The organism is Parabacteroides distasonis (genome assembly GCF_004793765.1).
GTDB classification, from domain to species: Bacteria; Bacteroidota; Bacteroidia; order Bacteroidales; family Tannerellaceae; genus Parabacteroides; species Parabacteroides distasonis_A.
This window is the reverse complement of sequence record NZ_SRYM01000008.1, coordinates 58253-76925: the sequence shown is the minus strand read 5'-3', so window position 1 is coordinate 76925 and position 18673 is coordinate 58253. Positions and strand designations below refer to the sequence as shown.

General features: G+C 48.7%; 18 protein-coding genes. 2 read left to right on the top strand and 16 right to left on the bottom strand.

Annotation, left to right across the window (positions count from 1 at the left end; translation table 11 throughout):
• Positions 1–4 precede the first annotated feature (4 nt).
• From E5342_RS04560 to E5342_RS04540, 5 genes are read right to left on the bottom strand one after another with little or no spacing between them, the layout of a single operon-like run.
• Entirely contained in the window at positions 5–619 is a 615-nt protein-coding gene (locus E5342_RS04560) for an aminotransferase class IV family protein (protein ID WP_121734612.1), read from the bottom strand.
• Positions 603–1610 carry an aminodeoxychorismate synthase component I gene (locus tag E5342_RS04555; RefSeq protein ID WP_135958904.1) on the bottom strand — a complete coding sequence of 336 codons (1008 nt, stop codon included), beginning with the start codon at positions 1608–1610 and terminating at the stop codon, positions 603–605. The genes E5342_RS04560 and E5342_RS04555 overlap by 17 nt, the downstream gene beginning before the upstream one ends.
• Positions 1610–2485: a carbon-nitrogen hydrolase gene (locus tag E5342_RS04550; protein WP_121734614.1), complete on the bottom strand. Its 876-nt coding sequence runs from the start codon at positions 2483–2485 to the stop codon at positions 1610–1612. Before E5342_RS04550 ends, E5342_RS04555 begins: the two co-directional genes overlap by 1 nt.
• A gap of 19 nt (positions 2486–2504) precedes the next feature.
• Positions 2505–3533 (bottom strand): agmatine deiminase family protein, encoded by a 1029-nt coding sequence (locus tag E5342_RS04545; protein ID WP_135958903.1) that lies wholly within the window; start codon positions 3531–3533, stop codon positions 2505–2507.
• The gene (locus E5342_RS04540; RefSeq protein ID WP_121734616.1) at positions 3523–4872 is read right to left on the bottom strand and encodes an MATE family efflux transporter; all 1350 of its coding nucleotides are present in this window, start codon (positions 4870–4872) and stop codon (positions 3523–3525) included. Before E5342_RS04540 ends, E5342_RS04545 begins: the two co-directional genes overlap by 11 nt.
• A 62-nt stretch (positions 4873–4934) precedes the next feature.
• Here E5342_RS04540 and E5342_RS04535 point away from each other — a divergent pair, with 62 nt between their 5' ends.
• Complete coding sequence (locus E5342_RS04535; protein WP_008780557.1) at positions 4935–5411, top strand: GAF domain-containing protein; 477 nt, start codon at positions 4935–4937, stop codon at positions 5409–5411.
• Between the two features lie 106 nt (positions 5412–5517).
• Here the strand turns inward: E5342_RS04535 and E5342_RS04530 are convergent, their stop codons facing one another.
• The 9 genes from E5342_RS04530 to E5342_RS04490 form a co-directional block, all read right to left on the bottom strand.
• A complete protein-coding gene (locus E5342_RS04530) occupies positions 5518–8397 on the bottom strand; it encodes a PD-(D/E)XK nuclease family protein (RefSeq protein ID WP_135958902.1) in 2880 nt (959 codons plus the stop codon).
• Positions 8398–8466: 69 nt separating this feature from the next.
• Positions 8467–9459: an L-glyceraldehyde 3-phosphate reductase gene (mgrA, locus tag E5342_RS04525; protein WP_121734624.1), complete on the bottom strand. Its 993-nt coding sequence runs from the start codon at positions 9457–9459 to the stop codon at positions 8467–8469.
• Positions 9460–9480: 21 nt separating this feature from the next.
• A complete protein-coding gene (locus E5342_RS04520; protein WP_135958901.1) occupies positions 9481–11013 on the bottom strand; it encodes a sulfatase in 1533 nt (510 codons plus the stop codon).
• Between the two features lie 40 nt (positions 11014–11053).
• Positions 11054–11515, bottom strand: a complete 462-nt coding sequence (locus tag E5342_RS04515; protein WP_005862150.1) for a DUF4293 domain-containing protein — start codon at positions 11513–11515, stop codon at positions 11054–11056.
• Positions 11516–11591: 76 nt separating this feature from the next.
• Complete coding sequence (locus E5342_RS04510; protein ID WP_005856752.1) at positions 11592–11924, bottom strand: DNA-directed RNA polymerase subunit omega; 333 nt, start codon at positions 11922–11924, stop codon at positions 11592–11594.
• A 24-nt stretch (positions 11925–11948) separates the two neighbouring features.
• A complete protein-coding gene (locus E5342_RS04505; protein ID WP_121734625.1) occupies positions 11949–12758 on the bottom strand; it encodes an outer membrane protein assembly factor BamD in 810 nt (269 codons plus the stop codon).
• 66 nt (positions 12759–12824) lie between these two features.
• The gene (locus tag E5342_RS04500; RefSeq protein WP_121734626.1) at positions 12825–13250 is read right to left on the bottom strand and encodes an amino acid-binding protein; all 426 of its coding nucleotides are present in this window, start codon (positions 13248–13250) and stop codon (positions 12825–12827) included.
• A 20-nt stretch (positions 13251–13270) separates the two neighbouring features.
• Complete coding sequence (locus E5342_RS04495) at positions 13271–14572, bottom strand: phenylacetate--CoA ligase family protein (protein ID WP_121734627.1); 1302 nt, start codon at positions 14570–14572, stop codon at positions 13271–13273.
• Positions 14573–14678: 106 nt separating this feature from the next.
• A complete protein-coding gene (locus E5342_RS04490; RefSeq protein WP_121734628.1) occupies positions 14679–15488 on the bottom strand; it encodes a 3-keto-disaccharide hydrolase in 810 nt (269 codons plus the stop codon).
• A 112-nt stretch (positions 15489–15600) separates the two neighbouring features.
• On the opposite strand from E5342_RS04490, the gene E5342_RS04485 reads away from it, so the two are divergent.
• Positions 15601–16239, top strand: a complete 639-nt coding sequence (locus E5342_RS04485; protein ID WP_246867059.1) for an HAD family hydrolase — start codon at positions 15601–15603, stop codon at positions 16237–16239.
• A 255-nt stretch (positions 16240–16494) separates the two neighbouring features.
• Here the strand turns inward: E5342_RS04485 and E5342_RS04480 are convergent, their stop codons facing one another.
• Entirely contained in the window at positions 16495–16977 is a 483-nt protein-coding gene (locus E5342_RS04480) for a porin family protein (protein WP_121734630.1), read from the bottom strand.
• A gap of 43 nt (positions 16978–17020) precedes the next feature.
• Positions 17021–18661 (bottom strand): dipeptidase, encoded by a 1641-nt coding sequence (locus E5342_RS04475; protein ID WP_121734631.1) that lies wholly within the window; start codon positions 18659–18661, stop codon positions 17021–17023.
• Positions 18662–18673 lie beyond the last annotated feature (12 nt).

Here is an 18673-nt window from a genome sequence, read left to right as displayed (position 1 = left end):
AGGATCATACGTATATACGTGTGATCTCATCGATTTCGCCGAACCCGATCAAGGCGTTAAACAGACGGATACGGGTGTACTTAGGCAGATCCTCTACCGGGATATCCCCGGCCTGTACCAAGCCTTTATCCAATAAGTAAGCACGCATCGTACCGCATAACAAAGGGCGTGAGGGAGTGATCCAAAAGGTGCCATTCCAAAGGGCGACATTGCAAATGGAAGTATCGGTCAGCAAACCGTCACGGATGATCAGGATATCGTCATGTCCCGCTCGTTGGGCGAATAAATCATTTAGGCATTGGCGATCCGTACTCTTATAGGAATAATCGATCTCATCGCATGTAACCAATCGCAAGGAACGAACCGGACGCATACGGTAAGGAACGTATTCTACCTTTAAGACCTCGCGGGTATATTCCACCCGGCATTTGGTACGTTCTTGATGAGCCCCCGAATGAATATAACCCGCAAGATCAATTTCGTCTCTCGCTCCGAATAGCTCCCTACGGGTACGGTTCATCCGGGCATTATGATACGGAAGATTATATACCTGTCCCTTCTCGATACGGATCGTCTCCACAAACGGACTCCCTGATAAGGTCTCAATAGATGGGCACATATACTTTTTGTTTCATCTCGTTATACTCCGATCTCACCTCACTTTTAGAGGTGATTCCCCCACCGCTCTTGAAAATAAACGAACGGGGAGAGACTTGTTCCATAAAACGGATCATCACGGCGCTGTCTAAATCTTGGCCGTCAAAATACCCCATCACTCCCGTATAGAAGCCTCGCTCATAGGTTTCCGCCTCGGCGATGATCTCCAAGGTCTTTTTCTTGGGAGCGCCCGTGATGGAGCCGGCAGGCAAGAGGCTGAACAAAATCTCCCCGACATGGCCGTTCCATCCCTCCGGCAACCGGCCTCTTATCTCAGAGCTAACCTGCAACAAACTTCCGTTATGCGTACGCAATTCATCGATATAACGATACCGGGGAACACAAACCTCGGAGGCTACGATACTCAAGTCATTCCGGATCAAATCTACGATCGTAGCATGCTCCGCCGCTTCCTTGGGATCATCGAGGATACGTCTCCGGGCATCGGGCAGCGTAGCGTCGATCGTACCTTTCATGGGATACGAATAGATGAGACCATCCCGCATCCGCACGAATATCTCGGGCGAAAATACCACGAAACGATCTCGCATCCAAAGCTTATACATCGCCTTGGATTGGTAGAAGATATCTTTTAAGGAGAGATTCGCATGTACCGGAGTAGCGCATGTCAAGTTCACCAAATAAGAATTACCCGCATGGATATGCCGGGCAACGGTCTCGAATGAATGGGCATACTCCTCGAAAGAAACATACGAGGGCTGCCATTCAACAGGTTCTCCGGATATAAGATGAGAGGAATCCCGCAAGTTACATTCGTGATTTGTATTCGTAAAGCCGTTCAAGTCGTACAATAACTCGGAGGGAACGATCTCTTCCGGACTCTCCACGTAGATCCGCTCTCGTTTATAATCAATGATAAAAAGGAAAGGCCGTCCCGCTTTCCCCATTTCGTTCATGCGGAAGACGGCCTCTTCTTGCGTGTATTCGGTCATTACACTAAAAATCGTTCTGTCAAACCACCAAACGCATCGATACGGCGATCCCGGAAGAAAGGCCACCAACGACGCACGTTCTCACTGCGAGTCTTGTCGATCTCTATCACACGTACCTCCTCTTCGTCATTCGGGAATACGGTTAATAGCTCACCTTGGGGACCGGCCGCGAAACTGTTTCCCCAAAACCGGATACCGCCCGTTTGTCCCGAAGGGTCCGGCTCATGCCCGGTACGATTCACGGAAATGACCGGAAGTCCGTTCGCCACGGCATGTCCCCGCTGTACGGTCACCCACGCCCCTAGCTGACGGTCCTTCTCTTCCTGCGTATCGCTACTTTCCCAGCCGATAGCGGTCGGATAGATCAACATCTCGGCGCCACGCATAGCCATCAAACGGGCTGCTTCCGGATACCATTGATCCCAGCAAACCAACACACCAAGACGCCCCACAGAGGTATTGATAGGCTCAAAGCCTAAATCACCGGGGGTAAAATAGAACTTCTCGTAGTAAGCGGGGTCATCCGGGATATGCATCTTGCGGTATTTCCCGGCGATCGTACCGTCTTTCTCCAAGACGACGGCCGTGTTATGGTACAGGCCCGGGGCACGCTTCTCGAAAAGGGAAAGCACCAAGACGATACCCAATTCTTTCGCCAAGGCACCGAAGGTTTCCGTCGATGGGCCGGGGATCGTCTCTGCCAAGTCAAACATGCTCGTATCTTCCGTCTGGCAGAAATACAGGCCGTTATGCAGTTCTTGCAAGACGACCAATTCCGCTCCCTCCCGGGCAGCCTCACGGATATTTACCTTTAGCTTCTCTATATTCGCCGCTCTGTCAGCGGTATTCTTTTGTTGTATTAATCCTACTTTCATATTTAATTGGTTGTAGCTGTTATTCGATAAAGCCTTCCGGATATTGCATCGTCACGCAATGCAAAGAACCGTGTTGCTTGATAAGCGGGAGGCAATTGATACCCACGATCTCACGGTCCGGGAACGCCTCCCGCAAAGCCGCTTTAGCGATCTCATCCTTCGGTGAGCCATAGAACGGAACCAATACGGCCCCATTCATGATCAGGAAATTAGCGTAGGTAGCGGGCAAGCGCTCCCCTTCCCATTCCACCTTATCGGCCATCGGAAGTGGAATCAGACGATAAGGCTCACCATTCGCCCTAGTAAACTCCTTGATCTCCTCCTCCATCGCCTTCAATTCCTCATAATGCTCATCTTCCTCATCCTCGCAGCGGACATAAGCGAGCGTATCCTCGCTACAGAAACGGGCGAGCGTATCCACGTGGTTATCCGTATCGTCCCCGGCTAAATAACCGCTGGCAATCCAAAGGATACGATCCAAGCCAAATACGTCTTTCAAATAACGTTCCAATTCCTCCTGTTGCAAATACTCATTACGGTTTACGGATGCCAGGCACTCAACGGTAGTCATCAACGTACCTTTCCCATCCGATTCGATACTACCGCCTTCCAGCACGAAAGGTTGCATATTAGCGGGCACCACCTCATCGGAGAAAGTTTTCATATGACAAAGATTACGGGTAATCAAATTATCATGATGGGCGGCGAACTTCATTCCCCAGCCATTGAACACGAAATCATAAAGCATGGGCGTTCCCTCATCAAAGACGGAAATTCCCCCGTGATCCCGTGCCCACGTATCGTTCGTATCCATCTCACGGAAAATGACACGGTCGTAATCAACCTCACCCAATTGTTCACGTACGGCGGTCTCGTCCGGACAGACAATCAATAACTTCTCTCGCTTGATCACTTCCTTGGCGATAGCCGCGAAGCAAGGAATCACCTCGTCCAATATCGGGGCCCAATCCGTATTCTCATGCGGCCACGTAAGCTGCACGGCACTTTGCGGGTACCATTCCGCAGGTAATATCACGTTATGTTCCATATTTGAATTGTTTAAATTGTTTCACAAGCACGATCGCTGTCACGATCGCCGCCACCGTATCGGCGATAGGCATACTGATCCAGACACCGAGAGTACCCAATAACGGGGGAAGAAGGATTAAACAGGGTATCAAGAAAAGCATCTGCCGGGTCAAGGAGAGAAAGATCGCTTTCTTAGACATGCCGATGGAAAGGAAGAAGTTAGTCGCCACCATCTGGAAGCCCACGATCGGGAATACGGCGAAGACGATATGCAGGCCATAAGAGGCGGCACTGATCAACTCCCCGTCATTCGTAAACATACGGACGATCCACGACGGCACCAACTGGCAAAGCAAGAACCCCAGCGTAGCCACTCCTACCGCCCAGCGCATCGTCAGCCGGGTCACGTCCGTCACCCGGGAATAGAGTCGGGCACCATAATTATAACCGGCTATCGGTTGCATGCCCTGATTAAATCCCATGATAATCATCACGAAAAGAAAAGCGATACGGTTCACTATACCATAAGCGCCAATCGCCATATCTCCCCCATGCTCTTTCAATCCCCGGTTGATAAGGATCACGATCAAGCAGGAACAAAGGTTCATCAAGAACGGAGATAAACCGATCGACAAGATACCTTTCACGATCTCCAAGCGCAACCTATAAATACCTTTCTTGAAATGAAGGAGTTGTTTCGGTCTCGAGAAATGGATCAACTGTCCGGTAAGCGAGATCACCTGCGAGATCACCGTCGCCCAAGCCGACCCTTTTATACCCCATCCAAACCCAAAGATAAACAACGGATTCAAGGCGCAATTGATAACGACCGACGCCAACGTAGCATACATCGCCATCCTCGGAAAGCCCGAGGAGCGCAAGACCGCATTTAATCCCAGATACATATGCGTAACCACATTGCCATACAGAATAATCCGCATATAATCACGGGCATATGAGATCGTGTTCTCACTGGCGCCGAAAAAGTACAGCACGGGATCAAGCAAGAACAAGAAAGCGATCGTGAAAGCGACGCCCAGAACCACATTCAAGATCAACACATTCCCCAACACCTTATTCGCTCCCTCATAATCTTTCTGCCCCAGCTTCACGGCAACCAACGTAGAGGCGCCGACTCCCACCAACGAACCAAAGGCGGCCGCCAAGTTCATCAACGGAAAGGTCAAGGCCAGGCCGGAAATCGCCAACGCCCCCACTCCATGACCGATAAAAATACTATCGGCCATATTATATAAAGAAGAAGCTGTCATAGCGATAATCGCAGGAATCGCATATTGCGTAAGTAATTTACCGATAGGCTCGGTCCCTAATACCAATGGAGAATTTTGTTTTGCCATGCCGCGAAGATACGGATATTTCGATTTATTCTTTATATTTGTGACCTTATAATAATTTAAATATGGCAGAGGAACTACGGATTAAAAACGGTGATAAACAGGAGATGTATGAGACATTGCTCCCGCAAATCGCCTCATTGGTAGGTAACGAGACCGACCTAATCGCTAACATGGCGAACGTCGCCGCGGCACTCAAGCAGACTTTCGGTTTCTTTTGGGTAGGTTTCTACCGGGTCATAGACAATCAGTTGGTATTAGCGCCTTTTCAAGGCCCTATCGCCTGCACACGAATCAAATACGGAAAAGGGGTATGCGGCACGGCCTGGAAGGAGACCCGTACGATCATCGTACCGGACGTAGACGCTTTCCCGGGACATATCGCCTGTAGCTCGGCGTCACGCTCTGAGATCGTGGTTCCCGTGATATGGGAGGATAAGGTAATCGCTGTCCTTGATATAGACAGTGATCAACCGGATAGTTTCGATGAGACCGATCAGATCTTTTTGGAAAAGATAGTGGAATTGCTTCCTCATCAGTAAGCCTCGCCTCAGTACTTCCCAAGAAGTACTGTAGTACTGCCTAAGAGGTACCGCAGTACTTCGCAAGGAGTACTCCGGTACTCTCCCTGAAGTACCAAGACAAATGCTACTTACCGCAAATACCCTTAAATGGACAATAAGGACAAGCTTTCCCCGTAGGGGTTTGCGTAAAGGGAATTTCCGGATTGAAGATCTCGTCCAAGCAGCCCCGCAACCCCTCCTCGAACGCTTGGACATAACCGGAGAAATCCTCTACCTTCTTCGACTTCCCCCGTTCGATACGGTGGTAGACAGATGGATCGAACGGATCGGCGAAGAGGGAACGGACGTAATAAATGCCCGGTTGTATCGTCTTTCCCTTGTTCTCGGTGAGATGGGCGTACATCCAGCAATACATGAATACCTGCATCACGGCTTTCGCACGATCTTTCTCCTCCTTGTTGAATAGGCTCTCGATACTACTGAAAGTCGTAGTGCCGCTACCGCTCTTGTAATCGATGATACGGATAGCGTCGCAAACCTCGTCCACACGGTCGATAAAGCCTTTCAACCGGATCTCGGAATGGTCGGAAAGGCTGATCAAGCCGTTTATCTTACGCTCGGACTCGATGTAAACGAAAGGAGTCAGCTTGCCGTCACGCTCCAAGATTTTCTCCACGTATTTGCGGATCATCTCGCCGATCAGGTAATTTTGTCCGGTAAGGGAGCGAACCACCTCTGTCTTGAAAAACTCGCTGGCGAAAGCCCGGGCGATAGCTCCGGTAAGCAAGGCCGTATCCTTACGGATCGCCTTCAGCAAATCCACGGTAACCATCTTCCCTTGGAACGGCTTGTAAAGCTCCTCCATCACTTTATGTAAGATGCTTCCGAATACATCGCTCTCGATCGTCTCGCTCACCTCCTCTTCCTCTCGAATGCCTTCCACGACGGAAAAATAGAATTTCAACGGGCAATCCAGATACGTATTGATAGCGCTCGCCGAGATCGCCTTGCTCCCCCCTTTCCGGTAAGCGTCTAAACGGCGCATGACATCCTCCCTTTTCGGCACGGCCAATGGCGGGGTCTTGGAGGAAGATACGTTATAGACCACCAATTTATCTCGCATCGGCACCTCATAATGATAATGCAGCTGGTGGACAAAGCGACTTACCTCTCCCGTCTGCAATCCGTTGCTGCGGGTATCGTATAAAAGGCTCACGTGGCTGGCACGCTCTATCAAACGATAGAAATGGTAGGCCCATACGCTATCTTGGTGCTCGTAGGTAGGCAACCCGAAACCCCTGCGCAGGTTATAAGGGATAAAGGAGTTCGCCGCTTTCCGTTGCGGGAAAATACCCTCGTTCATGGATAAGATAATCAGACGGTCGAAATCCAAGGCGCGGGTCTCGAGCACACCCATAATCTGGAGGCCGGAAAGCGGCTCGCCGTGGAAAGGGATCGTGATCGTATCGGTTACTCGCTTCAATAGGCGGAAGAAGGTATCTATTTTCATCTCTATACGAGCGTCTTTCATTACCTCTTTCATGCGGTTTACCGTGGTGAAATAATGGAAGATGAACTCTTGCTCCAAATCGTTCGTCCGCTGGGGTGCGTCCTCCTCTTCCTCATCGGAAAGGGCGGACATAACCTTGTTCAGCTCTTCCAACACCTTGATCAGATAATCAGAGAAGGCATCCACCCCGGTCACCGGCGTGAACAGGATTTCTAGCAAAGGCGTTTTCCCTAACTCCGTATGCGAGATATAGATCTTGTTGTTCTCCGTGATCTCTTTCACCAAGGAAGAAATAATCTCCGGTGAGGTGGAGAGGATGTAACGATGGTTCAATACCGGCAGCACGTCACGGAAATAGAACAGCGGATTCCGGTCTATGTAGCGTACGTTCTTCTGCAACGCCAAGATATACTCGATCAACGAGGCGACCGGGGTTCCCGCCAAGGGATAACCCATCGTGACGTTGATACGCCGGATTTGCTCCGGTATGGCGTTCAGCACCGGGATCAGCAGATGTTCATCGGGCAAGATCACCGCCGTACGCAGGGCTTCTTCCGAGCTCATCTCCACTTCCTTGCACCAATCGCTCAACAGGGTGTAGACGTGCTTGGCCTGCCCGATACCGGAAGGGATGCCGATCACCTCGATCTCGGTCTTTATCTTCTCCTCAGAGGGCAATTTCATCGAGGAAGGGAAGCTCTTCAGGTTACGGGAGACGAAGTAAGAAGCCTTATTATCCGGATCGGTTACCTTATCAGATACATAATCCCAATAGAAATCCGCTATCTCCCGCTTCTGCAACTGGGCTAAGAAACGTTCTTCCGATACGGACAAGGCGTTCAAACCGACGAAGACAATTCGCTCGTAAGGTAAATCCGGAGACTCACCCCGTTCCATGCTTTCCACGACCTCCCGGAAGATCATGCCCTCGTAACCTTTTCCCTCGGCGGCCAAGGTCGCACGGAATTCCTCATACAGATCGTATAGCACTTGCCAGACCGCCAAGAACTGTTGCTGGTTCGGCGTATCGCCCCGGGGATAAAAACTGGACCAGAAACTACGGATAGCGGCGATCTGCTCATCACTTAAGAAATCGAAATCACTCTCTATCTCCCGTAGGTCCGTCACGTTACTGAATAGCATGCGGGCATTTGCCATGTACTTATCGATATCGTCGAAGTCGTTGAGCAACATCTCGCCCCAATACAGGAATTCATCGAAAGTCTCAGTGGAACCACTTTGGCGGATGTAGATGTCGTACAGGGTAAAAAGCATACTGATCCGGTCGGCGGATTGTTTTCCGCTCAACTGGATAAAGAGATCGTTGATCGTAAGGATTGTCGGAGAGAAAAGGGGGGTATCGGCTACCTCCGAGAGATATTTCTGGAAGAAAAGCCCCGTACGCCGGTTTGGAAAAACAAAGGCCAGACGACTGACCTCCGCCCCCCATTTCTCGTAAAAAAGAGACGCTACTTGATATAAGAACGGTTTCATTTATTCTGAAATTTATACAGGCTGCGGAGACGGAGCACGCCCCGTATCTATAATCGGATACGATTCACGTTATATTAAGATGTTCTCTATCTCCTGCAATTCTTCCCCGGAGAAAGAGACATTATCTAACGCCTTCAGGTTATCCATTAATTGAGCGACTGAGCTAGCACCAATTAATACGCTAGTTACCCGTTCGTCCTTCAATAACCAAGCGAGCGCCATCTCCGCCAAGGTCTGTCCGCGGCGGGCAGCTACCTCGTTTAGCTTACGGGCCTTTTCCACGACCTCCGGGGTAACTTGAGAGGTCTGCAAATGACCGGTCGATTTCGCCGCACGGGAATTCTCCGGAATTCCACGCAAATACTTATCCGTAAGCAAGCCTTGCGCCAACGGCGAGAACGCTATCATACCCACACCCTCTTCCTTCAATACAGGCAATAAATCCGGCTCCGTCCAACGATCGAACATCGAATAGCGGGCTTGGTGAATCAAGCAAGGCACCTTATGTTCTTTCAGTACGGCCAAGGCCTTACGGGTCTGGTCCGCGTCATAGTTGGAGATACCTACATACAAGGCCTTTCCTTGTCGGACGATATCAGCTAAAGCCCCCATCGTCTCCTCGACCGGAGTCTCCGGGTCCGGACGATGGGAGTAAAAGATATCCACGTATTCCAGTCCCATCCGTTTCAAGCTCTGATCCAAGCTAGCCATTAAATATTTACGGCTTCCCCAGTTCCCATACGGTCCCGGCCACATATCGTAGCCCGCCTTCGTAGAGATAATCATCTCATCCCGATAAGCGCCCAAGCCCTTCTTCAATATCCGGCCGAAATTCTCCTCCGCCGATCCGTAGGCCGGGCCATAATTATTCGCCAAGTCGAAATGAGTCACGCCATGATCGAATGCGGCGTGAGCGATCTGGATAAAATTACTGAACACGTCCACACTACCAAAGTTGTGCCACAATCCCAAGGAAACAGCCGGCAATAAGATACCGCTCCGTCCGCACCGCCGATATATCATATCCGCATAGCGATTCTCTTCCGCTTTGTAAAACTCCATACGCTCTTTCTTTTTTAATTATTATATCTCATCCGGCCAAGGAACCGGTTTACCTGTCACCTTAAACGACGGACGTTGCCCGTCTACTTTCCGTAAATACGTACCCAACTCCCCGGATAGACGCTTTACGATATCGGGATGCTGCCTTGCCACGTTATTACGTTCCCCTATATCCTCCGGGATATCAAACAATTCCTTCTTCCCCGTCTCGTAATAATAGATCAGTTTCCAGTCTCCATTACGAACCGAGCAAGTCGGACCGATTCCCGGCCCGTCATTACCCCATATATTCGGGCAGTTCCAGAATAAGCTACGTCCCATGGAAGGATCTCCCGTACCTTTTAATAAAGGCATGAAACTGACGCCATCTATCGGCTGTACGGTCTTATACTCCTTTATGCCTGCCATCTCCAAGATAGTTGGATAAAAATCCTCGATAATCAAGTATTTATCACATTTGCTTCCCGGCTTCACCACACCCGGCCAACGCACGATCATCGGCTCACGGATTCCTCCCTCATAGGCGGAGCCTTTACCGCTATTCAAGGGATAGTTTTGCGTATGGATCTCGCCATCACGCCATCCGGGATCACTAGAAAGACCACCGTTATCGCTCATGAAGATCACGATCGTGTTATCCACCTCGCCATTCTCCTCCAGCCAGTCCATCAAATCGCCCAAGCTCTTATCCATACCCTCAATCAAGGTAGCGTAAGCCGCCTCTTTAGCCGTTAACCCCTTATCGATATATTTCTGGTAGAAACGCATGTCCTTATCAATCGGGATATGGATCGCATAATGTGACATATATAGGTAAAACGGCTGGTTATATTTCTTAGCCTTGTCCAACGCCTTGATCGCCTCCTGCGTCAGAGCCTCCGTCGCGAAGGTATCGCTTCCCCAATACTTTTCCAATCCGGGGATAGCGTTCGGGGCGTAAGGTTTACCATCCTTGGTATGCCCGTAATTATTCTCACCGAGGTAACTGGCAAGACCTCCGGCGGCATGCCCGGCTATATTGACCTCGAATCCCCAATGATGCGGGTCCTCCCCTGGGGTATCGATCGCCCCGAAGTGCGCCTTGCCACAATGAATCGTATGATATCCGTTATTCTTCAATATCTGCACGAATGAAGTACCCACAAACGTATTATTCGTCCCGCCCACTTGAGCCACGCCGTTATAATTCCAATCCGGCAAGGTAAGCGCACCACTCTCCCGGTCAGTCGTCTTATCCTTAAAAAGTGTCCAGTTCGTAACCCGGTGACGGGCGGCGTTCGTCCCCGTGATCAAACTGCAACGGGTAGGCGAACTGATACTGCTAGCGTAGGCTTGGGTAAACATCATGCCCCCATTCGCCAATCGTTCCATATTCGGGGTCTCATATACTTCATTATAATGCGTCTTTTGAGTCCAGAAAGGCAAGGAGGTATCCTCCCATCCCATATCATCCACCAAGAACAGGATGATATTCGGGGGACGACTGGCATTCTGGGCGTTCGCTACCGCCGATACCGACAATAAAGCGATGGGGATAAGCTGAGTCTTCTTCATGATAAGCAACGGATATACCAAATGATTTATCTGAAAAGCCTTAACGCAAACGATCCAAAGAACGTACCAGCGCCTCATCGGCCCCGATATTACGGATCGCCAAATAATCCAAGATCAGATTGACCAGCGGGAAAGAAAGAGCGATCTTAACACTTACGCTGGCACCTTCCATATCCCCCTTCAAGGAATAGATCAAGAAGGCGAAGAAACCATAAAAACCCAATATCAGCAATGCGTTGAACACGCAAAGACGGATTTGCAGGATTCTTTTCTTATATAAGAAAATCGTCACCAAAGCAATGATAGCGATGATAGCGGTCAAGGCAAATAAGCCCCACGCCGGATATAATAATTCCGGCTCACCGATCATCGTGCTCAATCCGCTAGCATCGAACGAGAAGAGGGCGTCTCCTTGTTGCAATACGGCCAACGGCAAGAATAAGGTAGCGACCGTAAGCGCCACGATAATTAGCAGATAAACAGTTTGTATTCTTTGTAACATGGTAATTAGTTCGTTTTAAATGGAAAGGCCGACTCATTTGAGGGTCAGCCTTTCCGATGTTCAAAAATATTTCTTCTTAGAAGTTATTCTTCTCTTTAGCAGGATTCTTGTAATAAACCTTGCCATCCTCATACTCTTGGGCGGCGATTAACGTCGATTTCGGAAGTTTCTCATAGTAGCGTGAAATCTCGATCTGCTCACGGTTTTCAAAGACTTCCTCCAAGTTGTCATTGTAAGAAGCGAACTCTTGAAGTTTCTTTTCCAGATCTTGTTTCATCTCAACACTAATCTGATTCGCCCGTTTTGAAATGATAGCGACTGTCTCATATACGTTGCCCGTTTCTTCACTTAACTTCATCATGTCACGGGTCACCGTATTGGTAGGAGCGTTTGATTTTCTGTAATCCATTTTCGTTTTATTGATTAAATTCGCTTAATATGCATCTGTAATTCGCTTGCTGGCATAGTCGTAGAACTTCGTTACCTGCTTTACGTAGTTACCTTCCGGATACTCGTTCATGTAGTTGTAATACTCGTCAACCACATCCCGGTAACGGCCCTGCAACTTCTCCTCTACGGATACTAACGCCAACTCGTACTTCGCACGGATGATAAGGAACATGAATTCCTCACGATACTTGGAATACGGGTAATTTTTCAAGGCGTTCTGCGCCGTAATCACGCAAGACTGGAAGTTATTACCCATATAGGTACCCAGATTGAAATACAAACGGGTGGCCATCAATTCCTTGTAAGCCAACTTCTCTTGAAGCTCGAACATGATGTTCTGCGCTTCCTCGGCCCGTTCGCTTTGCGGATAATACTCCAAATAAAGTTGCAACTGCTCGATCGCCTTATACGTCTGCGACTGGTCTAACCGGGGATCCGGAGAGTCCAGATACAAGCCATAACCGGAATAGAAACGGGATAGTTCCGTAAACTCCCCTTTCGGATAGGTCGTATAATAAGTCTCGAAGTATTGCGAAGCCGTCTGATAATCTTTCTGACCGTAATAGCTTTGCGCCAACAAGTACAAAGACTCCTCGGCATAAGCTGTTCCTTTAAAGATTGTAACCAGTTCATCCAGCAGAGTAGCGGATTTCGAGTATTGCTTCGCATTGAAGTATTTCTTCGCATACGAATATTTCAATTCGTAATCCGTGCTCTTCAGTATCTTATTATACTCTCCACAAGAGGATAATAGTACTGCCATCATCATCAGTAAAAATACAACCTTTTTCATTCACATACTTTTAGCGTGCAAAATTAGTGCTTTTAGGCGAATAAATGAAACCCAAAACGTTAATATTTACAACTTATATAAATCGCTGGCAGCGATCAATTCCAATTTATTCGCTTTCAAAACCTCCGCACACTTATTGGTATCGTCAGGACGAATGATCACGTTAGCGGCGTCGCCTTGAGAAAAGGCGTACATATATTCAATGAAGATCCCGGCCGAGGTGATGATATCCATCGCCTTTGCCAAAGCCCCCGGCTGGTTGGGGCAATGCAAGCATACCACGTCGGCCACACTCACAGCGTATAACTTTTCACGAAGCACGGAGATCGCTTTCTCCGTATCGGATACAATCAGGCGAAGGATACCGAAATCGGAATTCTCGGCCACCGTGAAAGCGGACATATTGACCCCTGCCTCCCCTAATATCTTGGCGACTTCCGTAAAACGGCCTTTCTTGTTTTCCAGAAAGATTGATAATTGTTTTATTAACATAGTACTTAATCTTTTAGAGGTTATACTAACTTACGTTTATCGATCACGTGTTTTGCCTTGCCCATACTACGTTCGATACTACGCGGCTCCACGATCTTGATATCCGGTTGCAAACCGATCACGCTCTGCATGCGGGCAGCGATCTTCTTTTTCAAGGCGATCATCTTGTTCATCTCGTCCGAGTAGTATTCTTGGCGAACCTCCACCTGTATCTGGAAGGTATCGGTATTGTTCATACGATCCACCACGATCAAGTAATGCGCCTCGAACTCCGGCAGCTCCAAAATTACGGATTCTACCTGAGACGGGAAAACATTTACGCCACGAATAATCAACATATCGTCACTTCTACCTAAAATACGTCCCATACGAACCGCCGTACGTCCACAAGCGCACTTCTCGTAAGTCAGCGAAGTCAAGTCACGTGTACGGTAACGAAGCATCGGCATACCCTCTTTCGTAAGCGTGGTGAAGACCAACTCTCCTACTTGTCCCGGTTCCAGTGGTTGTAAGGTATTCGGGTCTACGATCTCCGGGAAGAAATGGTCTTCCCACAGGTGGGTACCGTTCTGGCACTCACACTCGCCACCGACGCCCGGCCCGCAGATCTCCGTCAAGCCATAAATATCGTAAGCCTTGATATTTAGTTTTGTCTCTAATTCCTTACGCATATTCTCCGTCCAAGGCTCGGCACCGAACGCTCCGACACGTAGCTGGAATTCCTCCAAGGGAATACCGGACTGGTGGATGGTTTCCGCCAGATACAAGGCGTAAGAAGGCGTACAAGCCAAACCCTTCGCCCCGAAGTCATGCATCAACTGGATTTGCTTCTGGGTATTACCGCTACTCATCGGGATCACCGTACCACCGATATTCTCCACTCCAGCATGGGCACCCAAGCCTCCGGTAAACATTCCGTAACCGTAGGATACTTGCACGGAATCGTTCTTTGTCAAGCCATAGGCGGTCAGGCAACGAGCCACCACCTCGGCCCAAATGCCCAAGTCCTTACGGGTATATCCCACTACGATAGGCTTACCCGTCGTACCGGAAGAGGCATGCAGACGGACGATCTCAGACATCGGCACGGCCATCAAGCCGAAAGGATAGTTATCACGCAAGTCTTGTTTTACCGTGAACGGTAATTTCGTTATATCATCTATTGTCTGTATATCGTCGGGAGTAATGCCCATCTCCTGCATTTTCTTGCGATAAAACGGGGAGTTATGGTAAGCATGTTCAACAACTCTTTTCAACCGTAGGCTCTGTAGCTTCCGCATTTCCTCACGATCCATACATTCAATAGTTTCGTTCCAAATCATGGTATTTGTCTGTTATCTTTTAAAGTTAGTAGTCTAAATCCGCCGCAAAGTAACAACTTTTTTTAAATCGGTGCCCTTTTGTTACGAAAAATTAGTCACGAGGCGATCATTTCAACTCCTTTACCTTGATATTGCGGAACGCTACCTCATCCCCATGATCCTGCAAAAGGATGTGTCCTTTCAGAGCCTCGCCGAAAGCACCACCCGCGCTATAAGACGGATCTGCGTATTTACTGCCCTTCACCAAATCGCGGAACTCCTTGCTGCCACGCTCGTACTCCAATACCTTCACACCATTCAGCCAATGCTCCACATGGTTGTTCGGGAATACCTTCACCACGGCCGTATTCCACTCTCCTACGCCATTGAAATGGATGTTCTCGCTTTTCTTCAGATCATACAAGCTTCCAAGGGTACGGCTACCGGGGAAAGTCGTGTAAAGCTTGGCATCCGGATGCTTAGCGTCGTCCAATAGCTGGAATTCCAAGCCGTAAGCGGAGCCTTTTTGCTTCTCTTGTTCGGTCACGAAGTATTTAATACCGCTGTTAGCCCCTTCGGTGATTTTAAAATCCACGCTGAACTCAAAGGCGGAATACTCACCCTCCGTAACGATATCGCCTCCGTTCGTAGACTCGCTACCATCGGATTTCTGCACGATTAATTCACCGTCTTTCACCATCCATCCGTGATCAGGGAAAGCGTCTTTGTGCGCTCCACGCCAACCTTTCGTTGTCTTACCATCAAAAAGGAGCACCCAGCCCTCGGCTTTCTCTTGGTCGGTTAATTGATTGATCGCCGACGTGGCTACGGCCATTGTCTCTACCTTAGCTGTTTCTTCCAAGTTTTTTGTGTTTTTTCCACCGCAAGCGCAAAAGAGCATGGCGCTCATGGCGGTACAAGTTACTAGTGTCTTCATGTCTTATTTATTTTTAATGTATATAATCAAGCAATGTGTGCGTCCACAAAGATAATTGATTTCATAAAAAATAGACGTATCTTCGCGATATAAATATTAAATGATTATTTATATGAAACAACTAAAGACCGCCTTGTTCGATTTTGACGGCGTAGTAGTAGATACGGAACCTATTTACGATTTATTCTGGAACGATGCAGCTAAACGTTATGGCTTAGGTATTGATAATTTCGCTGATATTATAAAGGGTACGACCCTACCATATATTCTAGAGAAGTATTTTTCCGGATATACGGAGGAGTTCCGCCAAATGGTGACCAAAGAATCTACGGAGTATGAGAAGACGATGCCCTTGCCTCCCATGCCCGGTTCCATTGAGTTCATCCATATGCTGAAGGAGCAGGGCGTACGGACAGGCTTGGTTACCAGCTCGGACAACGCAAAGGTGAAACGGGCTTTCGGGCTTCTGCATCTGGACAATCTATTCGATACCCTAGTGACCGCCGACCGCATCACGCGAGGTAAGCCCGATCCGATGTGTTATCTATTGGCAGCAAAAGACCTGGACGTATCTCCCGAGGATTGTATCGTATTCGAGGATTCTTTCAACGGCATACAGTCCGGCAACGACGCAGGGATGCGTGTCATCGGATTAAGTACAACCAATCCAGCGGAATCTTTAAAAGATAAAGTATATGAGGTAATCCCCAATTTCGAGAAAGTCACATTCGAAGATTACTTGGGATGGTAAGCAATCGAGAAAAAAGAAATGATTATTTCCTTCATTCCTTCATTCCTTCACCTCCCTTTTACACACACCCACACACATGTATGCGTACATTAGTAATACGCGTGTGTGTGGGTGTGTGTAGGAGCCGGTGAAGGAATGAAGGAATAAAGGAAACGCCCGTACCGGCAATGGGCTACACCAGTATCGGCGAGAGCCGGAAGCAGTACTGGTGTAGCCCCACGGCAGTACTGCCGTGGGGCTGTGACAATATTGGGATCAAAAACTATATCCTGCACGAACACCCAGCATGGCTTGATCGAAATTCTTGATGATATTATACTTCACCTCCAATCCTATCGAAAGATTGTCGGTAGCATACACCTCACCGCCTAAACCGATATTGGCTCCCAAACGAGTCTCGTTATGAGAAAGGCCATGGCCCGCATCCCAATTCCAAAAGGACAGACTAAGCCCCGCTAATGGATAAAAACCGAACATCTCACTTAACTTCACTACATAATGAGCATTCAAGTCGATCGCCCAAGTGCTGTGATTGTCATTCTTTACGAAATAAGTAAGAGACGGGCTCAAACGTACCGCATCCGTGATACAATAGCGGTAATCAACTCCTAACGTGGCATTCTTCAAATCAAATCCATAACCGATGTTAAATCCCACGGCAGATTGTCCTTGCTGCGTCTGCGCATAAGCTCCCAGACTAAAGACTGCTAACATCAGCATCATTACAAACTTTTTCATACGCTTTCTTTCGTTTAGTTCAACATTAAATTTTTATTGGTATTTATTTTACTTTCAGTCGATCGCCGGCACTCTTCACGATGCTGCGGTAATAGTCCTCGTCATATCCGGGAAAATCGGGAGAGGCAGGCTGGCCGTACGGATTGCGCTTGAACTGTCCGTTCACCTCTTTCTTCACGTTTCCATCGATGTATTTTACCAGCAAATACTCACCCAATTGCTTCCAGCGGGCGGTAGCGGAGTCTGAATTAGTCGTACTATACCACGTTAAAAACTTGACAGCCTCCGCCGGATCCTTGGCATACAACTCCTGAGCCGCCTTATCGATAGCCGGTACAGTCTCTTGATAAGCATTCTCCAACTCCTGCTGTACCTTACGGATATCCTGAATCATGAAGCTATATTTGTGGTAAGCCATATTAGCCACCCAGTTATGAATCCAGAAAGCGGAAGTCCAAGAAAAGTTCAGTAAATCACCGTTTCCTACCCGATAACACTCTGGAACATCCGTTACCGAACCATATACCGGAGTAAAGACCGCCATATCAGCGTCGTCCACGGCAAACCACAAGATACCACCGATAGCGTCCGGCAACCAGTTACGCATTTGTGGAACAATCACGAAGCCCGTTTGTTGCGTCGCTATGGCACGTTCGTTCGTATATTCCTGCCCATCTACCTCGAATGTCATCGGCCGCCAACGGTAAGGAACCTTGTACGAACCGGCACCGGCATCTTTCGTCATATCCAAATCCGTTCCCTCGTAATGGTCGCGCATGCCATTCTGCACATCTTGAACGGAAAGCTTACGATTCGGCTTCACATACAGAGGCATCGGTTCCTTGGATGGATCACCTTTGATGAAATCCGTATACTGATCCATCGTGGTATCATATTTGCGGAAGAAAGACCATACACGAGCCTCGCATCCGCGCAAAGCGCTGAAATCATACGGGCAATAAGCCTTGGCGAAACTGAAGTCAGCGTCCTTTCCCTTGAAATATCCTTTCCCACGAGCGAAGGAAACCACATCCGGCGAATACATGCAATTCTCTTTGTCGTCGAAGGGGATCTGCTGGATACGGGACTGGTTGGCATGCGCCGAGATACAATCGTCCGGGATGCGGATCGCTACCCAAACGGCACCTTTGTTGCCCGGTCCCTTACCGATCATCTCCATCACCCAAGCCTCGTTCTTATCGGCGATAGAGAACGTCTCGCCACTGCTGTAATAGCCATATTCCTTTACTAAGTCCGTCATGACCTTGATTGCCTCACGGGCCGACTTGGAACGTTGCAAAGCGATGTAGATCAAGCTACCGTAATCCATGATACCCGTCGTATCCACCAATTCATGGCGTCCGCCGAATGTACTCTCCGTGATAGCCACCTGATACTCGTTCATGTTACCCACTACGGAATAGGTCTTCTCCACTTGGGCGATCTTGCCCAGTGGTTTCCCCGTATCCCATTCCTTCACTTCCAGCATAGCGCCCTTCGGCCATGTAGCGGCGGGCCAATGATACATCTCCCCATACAAGGAATGCGAATCTGCCGCATAACTAATCATTACCGAACCGTCTGTCGAAGCCTTCTTGCCTACCAACAAACCGGTACAGGCGATAGCCTCCACCCCGGATAACAGGGCGGCGCAAGCAGTCAATAAAATCCAACTCTTCTTCATATAAATAAAGTT